At 65.2% G+C, this 6,891-nt stretch carries 5 protein-coding genes; 2 read left to right on the forward strand and 3 right to left on the reverse strand.

Features of this window, described 5'->3' with window-relative positions; all coding sequences use genetic code 11:
• Nucleotides 1-157: 157 nt before the first annotated feature.
• Together FNJ47_RS43800 and FNJ47_RS43805 are read right to left on the reverse strand one after the other, a co-directional pair.
• A complete protein-coding gene (locus FNJ47_RS43800; protein ID WP_163162706.1) occupies nt 158-1,594 on the reverse strand; it encodes a glutamine synthetase family protein in 1,437 nt (478 codons plus the stop codon).
• Between the two features lie 123 nt (nt 1,595-1,717).
• Nucleotides 1,718-3,076: an aromatic ring-hydroxylating dioxygenase subunit alpha gene (locus tag FNJ47_RS43805; protein WP_163162708.1), complete on the reverse strand. Its 1,359-nt coding sequence runs from the start codon at nt 3,074-3,076 to the stop codon at nt 1,718-1,720.
• Between the two features lie 112 nt (nt 3,077-3,188).
• Here FNJ47_RS43805 and FNJ47_RS43810 point away from each other — a divergent pair, with 112 nt between their 5' ends.
• Nucleotides 3,189-3,974 carry an IclR family transcriptional regulator domain-containing protein gene (locus tag FNJ47_RS43810; RefSeq protein ID WP_163162710.1) on the forward strand — a complete coding sequence of 262 codons (786 nt, stop codon included), beginning with the start codon at nt 3,189-3,191 and terminating at the stop codon, nt 3,972-3,974.
• A gap of 117 nt (nt 3,975-4,091) precedes the next feature.
• Here FNJ47_RS43810 and FNJ47_RS43815 read toward each other — a convergent pair whose 3' ends face one another.
• Nucleotides 4,092-5,000: a helix-turn-helix transcriptional regulator gene (locus tag FNJ47_RS43815; RefSeq protein ID WP_163162712.1), complete on the reverse strand. Its 909-nt coding sequence runs from the start codon at nt 4,998-5,000 to the stop codon at nt 4,092-4,094.
• Nucleotides 5,001-5,162: 162 nt separating this feature from the next.
• Here FNJ47_RS43815 and FNJ47_RS43820 point away from each other — a divergent pair, with 162 nt between their 5' ends.
• Nucleotides 5,163-6,704 (forward strand): benzoate-CoA ligase family protein, encoded by a 1,542-nt coding sequence (locus FNJ47_RS43820; RefSeq protein ID WP_163162714.1) that lies wholly within the window; start codon nt 5,163-5,165, stop codon nt 6,702-6,704.
• Nucleotides 6,705-6,891: the final 187 nt, after the last annotated feature.

Consider the following 6,891-nt stretch of genomic DNA (forward strand, 5'->3'; position numbering starts at 1 on the left):
TCAGTTGCTGGGAGCACCGAGTTCGAGATGTTTTGATCCCGTCATCCGTCATCCTGAGGTGCGAGCGCTTGCGAGCCTCGAAGGATGCACGGCCACCGGCTGGGCCGTCGACCCTTCGAGACGCGCTGCGCGCTCCTCAGGATGACGGATTAGGGGGTCAAAACATCTCGAAATATTCGCGCTGCTCCCAGTCCGACACCTCGGCCTGGAAACGCTCGATCTCCGCGTTCTTGATGAAAACGTAGTAGTCGACGAACTCCGGCCCCATCGCCCCGCGGAAGAACGGGTCGTCATTGAGCGCGAACACCGCTTCGCGCAATGACTTCGGCAGCAGTGCGGCCTTGGTCTCGTAGGGTGTGTCGGCGGACGGGCCGGGATCGAGCTTGCGATCGACGCCGTCGAGGCCGGAGAGAATTTGCGAAGCCATGTAGAGATAGGGATTGGCGGCGGGCTCGCCGATCCGGTTCTCCAGCCGCGTCGCCGGATCATTCGGGCCGCCGAGCACCCGGATCATCACGCCGCGGTTGTCGCGGCCCCAGATCGCGCGATCCGGCGCCAGCGAATAGGAACGGTAGCGTTTGTAGCCGTTGATGGTCGGCGTCGTGAACACGGTCGAGGCCCGCGCGTGCTCGATCAGGCCGGCGAGCCAGGCGCGTCCGAGCGGGCTCAACGGCTCGCCAGTCTCCTTCGCCATGAACACGTTCTCGCCGCCCGCGCGCGACACCAGCGACTGATGCAGGTGCCAGCCCGAGGCGAAGATGTTCGGCAGTTTCGGCCGGCACATGAAGGTCGCGTGATAGCCGTGGCGGCGCGCGATCTGCTTCACGGCCGAACGGAACAGCACCATGATGTCGGCCGGCGCAAGCCCTGTGGTCGGTGCGAAGGTGAACTCGCACTGGCTTGGGCCGAACTCGACCTCGACCGTGCGCAAGGGCAGGTCGAGCGCGATGATGTCGCGGCGGATGATCTCGAGCGCCGGCTCCATCTGGTCGTAACGCTGTTCGGTGAGGTACTGATAGCCGTGCGACAGCAGGCTGACCGACGGCGGCCGTCCGGGCTGGCCGGCATCCTCCGGCGCCATGTGCGCGTCCTCGAGCTTGAACAGATGGAATTCGACCTCGAGCCCGGCGACGAAATCGTAGCCGCGGCTGCCGAGTTGATCGAGCACCTTGCGATAGAGGTTGCGGGTCGCGAATGGCACGGGTCGGCCGTCGCTGAAATAGAGATCGCAGAGCAGCCAGCCGGTGTTCGGCGCCCAGGGCAGCACGCGGAACGTGGTGGGGTCGGCGACCATCAGCACGTCGGCCGCGCCCTCCATCTCCTTCATGCCGAAGCCGCCGCCTGATGTGAACACCGGAAACACCGTCTTGTGCGAGGTGTCCTTGGCGAGCATCGTCGTGGTGATCGAGCAGCCGCCCTCCAGCGCGCGCACGGCCTCAGTGGCGATCAGCGTCTTGCCGCGCAGGATGCCGTGCTGATCGGGAAACGACAGGCGGATGACCTCGAGGTTCTTCTCCTCGACGATGCGGCGGAGGCGGTTCGCGGCCTCCTTCTGCTCATCCGACCATAGGCCGTGACGCTCGACAAAGCTCAACGTGTTGCTCCTTCAGACGCGTCATTGCGAGCGAAGCGAAGCAATCCATCGAGCCGCATGTGCGGATGTATGGATTGCTTCGTCGCTGCGCTCCTCGCAATGACGGCAGGTGTTGAGTACATACTACTCCGCCGCCGTCAGATGCTGCACCTTGCCGGCGATCTCGCGCGGCACCGGAGCGGCCCACGGTGCGCCGCGGCGGCGCTTGACGTCGACTTCCATCCAGTAGAGCTCCCAGCCCAGCGTCGGCCCGATGCCGTCCATCGTCGCCGGGCCCTGGATGCTGCGCGCGGAGGCCTCGTCGAGGAACAGCATCGGCTTCTCGCCACCGCCGACCTTCTCGATCTCCTGTCGCAGCAGCCGGCGATACTGCACGATCGCCTTGTCGCTCTGGCCGAGATGCTCGTTGGTGCGGTCCTGGATCGCCCCCATCGATTCCACCGCCCACTGGTCGTGGACGTTGATGTCGGTGCCCATGCCGGTATAGGTCTCGGTCGCCTGCTCGTGCGGATCGAAGCCGTAATCGTTGCTGCGGTTCTTGCGCGACTTGTAGTCGGGCAGCGTGTAGAGCGCGAGCCGCTGGTCGCGCATCTTTGGCTTGTCGACCGGCGCCGCGTAGCTGGTGAAGATCGCGTACCAGTAGCAGTTCTCGTCATCGACCGGCACGTGCCACTGCGTGATCGTCATCTCGGTCGACATCGGAATCACGAAGCCGTGCGGGAACAGCTGATTTGTCACCCGCACATGGGTGCGCTCGGCGTCGAGCTGGCGCAGCGCGATCAGCCGCAGGCCGTATTCGGTGTGCTCGACATTGATGATCGGGCGATCATATTCGCGCAGGATTTTCGTCATCGGCATGTCGCTGCCGGCCGAGGCGCCGCGGAATTGCTTGCCGTAAGCCGCCGATGTGTCCTCATCCTCGAAGAAGCGATGCAGGAAGGAGGCGTGCGCCGGATCGATGCCGACCTCGAGCGCCTGCAGCCAGTTGCAGTTCATGTGGCCCTTGAACGCAAACGTATGCGTCCCGGGCGCGACGAAGCAGTCGAGCTCGGGGAATGCCGGCGGAGTGCCTTCGCCGAGCCAGGCCCACAGGATGCCGCTCTTCTCGACCACGGGATAGGAGCGCTGCTTGATGCCCTTGCAGAGCTGCGAACCGGCCGGCTCTGCCGGCGTCTCGATGCACTGGCCTGATGTGTCGAACAGCCAGCCATGGAAGGCGCAGCGCAGCCCGCCATTTTCGAGCCGGCCGAAGGCGAGGTCGGCGCCGCGATGCGCGCAGTGGCGATCGATCAGGCCGTAGCTGCCGTCCTCGCCGCGGAACAGCACCAGGTTTTCGCCGAGCAGCCGCACCGGCCGCACCGGGCGCGCTCCTTCCAGCTCGTCGACCAGCGCCGCCGGCTGCCAGTACATCCGCATCAGTCTGCCGCAAGGGTCTTTGCGGCTGGTGCGGGTGATCAGATCGTTCGCTTCCTGGCTCATCATGGCAGCGTTTCCCGAAACTGGATTTGTTCGACTATTGAACGAATGTGCGAATTATGCCATGTCTGGGCAGGGCAGCAAGCGCAATTTTTGAACCGTTCAAAGCCGAACCCCTATGCCCAAGCTGAAGCGGACCGATCAGGACGAACGCGCCACCGACTTCGTCGAGGCGCTCGATCGCGGCCTGCGCCTGTTGCAGGTGTTCGGCACCGTGACGGGTCCCGCGACGCTGAGCGACCTCGCGCGCGCCGCCGACCTGCCGCGCGCCACCGCGCGCCGCATCCTGTTCACGCTGGCGCATGGCGGCTTCGTCACCACCGACGGCAAGCTGTTCACGCTGACGCCGCATGTGCTGACCTTGGCCGGCTCGTTCCTGCAATCCAACCAGGTGGTGACGGTGTTGCAGCCGGTGCTCGATCGCATCGCCACATCAGCGCAGGAGATCGCCTCGCTCGCGCTGCTCGACGGCGACGATGTCGTGTTCGTCGCGCGTTCGAGCCCGACGCGGGTGTTCTCCGCCGGTCTCGACATCGGCTACCGGCTGCCGGCGTTCTGTACCTCGGTCGGCCGTGCGATGCTCGGCCGGCTCGATGATGCCGAGCTCGCGGCGCGGCTAAAGGCGATGCGCCGCGAACCGGTGACGCCGCAGACCGTGACCGATCCGAAGAAACTGCTCGCCACCATCATCGCCGATCGCGCGCAGGGCTATTCACTGGTCGACCGCGAGGCCGAGCCGCATTTCCGCTCCATCTCGGTGCCGGTGCGCCGCTATGACGGCACCATCGTCGCCGCCATCAACATGGGCGCGCATGTCGATCGGGTGCCGGCCAAGGAATTGATCGATCGCTTCCTGCCGCTGCTGCGGGAAGGGGCCGATGATGTGAAGAGCCGGTTGTTGTAATTCGTCATTGCGAGGAGCGATAGCGACGAAGCAATCCATGCATCGGCACACGCGGAAAGATGGATTGCTTCGCTTCGCTCGCAATGACGGGAGAAGTAAGGCGATTGTTCTGTAAGATTAAAGCGCCACGCTGCGCAGCCCGAAACTCCGCGCCTCGTTCTGCAACACCGGCCGCACGGAATCGATCAGCCGCGCGGCGGCGGCATCGACCGAGAGCCCGGCGGTGTCGACCACCGCCGATGCGCGCGCATAAAGCGGCTCGCGGCTGACCAGGATGTTGCGCAATTCGGCCATCGCCGAGCGATCGTCGGCCATCGGGCGCAGGTCGCCCTGGCGGCGGACGCGGGCCATGTGCTCTTCCGGCTCGGCCTTCAGCCAGATCGTGTAGAACGACGACAGGATCAGGTCGAAGGTCAGCGCCTCGGAGACGATGCCGCCGCCGGTCGCCAGCACCATCAATTCCTTGCGCGCGAGCAGCTGCGTCAGCGCGGCCTGCTCCATGCGGCGAAAGCCTTCCTGGCCGTACAGCGCGATGATCTCGGCAACCGAGAGGCCGTTCTGCGCCTCGATCTCCTTGTTGAGCTCGACGAAGCTCCAGCCGATCTTCTTCGCCAGCATGCGGCCGAGCGTGGTCTTGCCGGCGCCGCGGAGGCCGATCAGCGCAATGCCGGAGAACGAGGCGCGGCGTGGCGCCAGCGGGCTGCTGCCGGCGAGCGTGTCCTTGGCCTGTGCGATCTGGCTCGGCGAAGCTTTCCGCAGGAGATCGCGGATCACGGCCCAGTCCGGCACCGGCTCGCTGGAGGGGATCAGGTCCTCGAGATGCGCGCCCATCGCGCCTGCGACACGGCGCAGCAGCACGATCGAGACATTGCCTTTGCCGCTTTCGAGCTGGGCGATGTAGCGTTCGGAAATGCCGGAGACCTTGGCGAGCACCTTGCGCGACATGCCGCGCAGCGCGCGCATGGTGCGCACGCGCTGGCCGAGCTGTTCGAGGAAGTCGGTTTCCGGATCGTTGGCTGCGGTCATGATCCCTGTGCGACGCGGTCCTGGCTGAATCAGACCGTCAGTCTAGGAAACATAATGCCGATAAGGATTGACAGCAAGCCAACGTGGTGGCTTTGTATGAATTATAATTCCTAAATTCACAGGAGAGGGACACGTGGCGCGTCTGGGTCCGAGGAGCGGGGCATGACTTATAACGCAGTCTCCTGGCTGCTCGACCGCAACGTCGATCAAGGCCGCGGCGGCAAGGTCGTGTTCGACGACACGGTGTCGCAAATCACCTATGGCCAGTTGCAGCAGCAGACCCGGCGCCTCGGCAACATGCTGCGCCGGCTCGGCGTCCGCCGCGAGGAGCGGGTCGCCATGATCATGCTGGACACGGTCGATTTCCCGATCGTGTTCCTCGGCGCGATCCGCGCCGGCGTGGTGCCGGTGCCGCTCAACACGCTGCTGACCGCGGAGCAATACGCCTACAGCCTCGGTGATTGCCGCGCGCGCGTGCTGTTCGTGTCGGAGGCGCTGCTGCCGGTCGTGAAGGACATCATCGCGCGCATGCCGGACCTCGAGCATGTCGTGGTCTCCGGCAAGGACGCGCACGGCCACAAGAGGCTGTCCGACGAGATCGCGCGCGAGAGCGACGTGTTCGCGACCGCGCCGACGCATGCCGACGAGCCGGCATTCTGGCTCTATTCGTCGGGCTCGACCGGCATGCCGAAGGGCGTGCGCCATCTGCATTCCAATCTTGCCGCGACCGCGGAGACCTATGCCCGCCAGGTGCTCGGCATCCGCGAGGACGATGTCGGCCTGTCGGCCGCCAAACTGTTCTTCGCCTATGGGCTCGGCAATGCGCTCACCTTCCCGATGTCGGTCGGCGCAACGACGATCCTGAATTCGGAGCGGCCGACGCCGGCGGTGATGTTCGCGCTGATGAACAAATATCATCCCAGCATCTTCTTCGGCGTGCCGACCCTGTTCGCGGCGATGTTGAACGACGAGGCGACCAAGGCGCAGTCCGGCGGCAATCGTCTGCGCATCTGCACCTCGGCCGGCGAGGCGCTGCCGGAATCGGTCGGCAATGCCTGGCGCGCGCGGTTCGGCGTCGACATCCTCGACGGCGTCGGCTCGACCGAGCTGCTGCACATCTTCCTGTCGAATGCGCCCGGCGACATCAAATACGGCTCGTCCGGCCGTCCGGTGCCCGGCTACAAGGTGCGGCTGGTCAACGAGAGCGGTGCCGAGGTCGCCGACGGCGAGGTCGGCGAACTGCTGGTCGATGCACCCTCGGCCGGCGAGAGCTACTGGAATCAGCGCGCCAAGAGCCGCGCCACCTTCGAGGGCGCCTGGACCCGCACCGGCGACAAGTACACGCGCGATGCCGACGGCCGCTACACCTTCTGCGGCCGCGCCGACGACATGTTCAAGGTTTCCGGCATCTGGGTCTCGCCGTTCGAGGTCGAGAGCGCGCTGATCACCCATCCCGCGGTGCTGGAAGCCGCCGTTGTGCCGGAAGCCGATCCGGAAGGGCTGTTGAAGCCGAAAGCTTATGTGGTGCTGCGGCCCGAGAGCTCGGCCGAAGGTTTGCACGAGGCGCTGAAGGAACACGTCAAGCAGAAGATCGGCCCGTGGAAATATCCGCGCTGGATCGATGTGGTCGACAATCTGCCGAAGACGGCGACTGGCAAGATCCAGCGGTTCAAGCTGCGCGATGGTGAAGCCGCGAAGCACTGAGGCGTCCTTTGAGCAACTGCATGCGTTGGCGTTCCCGTAAGGTGAGCACCTTAGACGGGCTCCCTCCCCCCTTGCGGGGGAGGGTTGGGGAGAGGGGTGAGCCCAGCGCGCTGACGCCTAAGATCGTGCACGGCCATATCAACATATCTCACATCGTTATCGGACAGTGCGGCGTTGTTGTCGCGCT

This window comes from Bradyrhizobium uaiense (assembly GCF_010811875.1).
Lineage (GTDB): Bacteria > Pseudomonadota > Alphaproteobacteria > Rhizobiales > Xanthobacteraceae > Bradyrhizobium > Bradyrhizobium uaiense.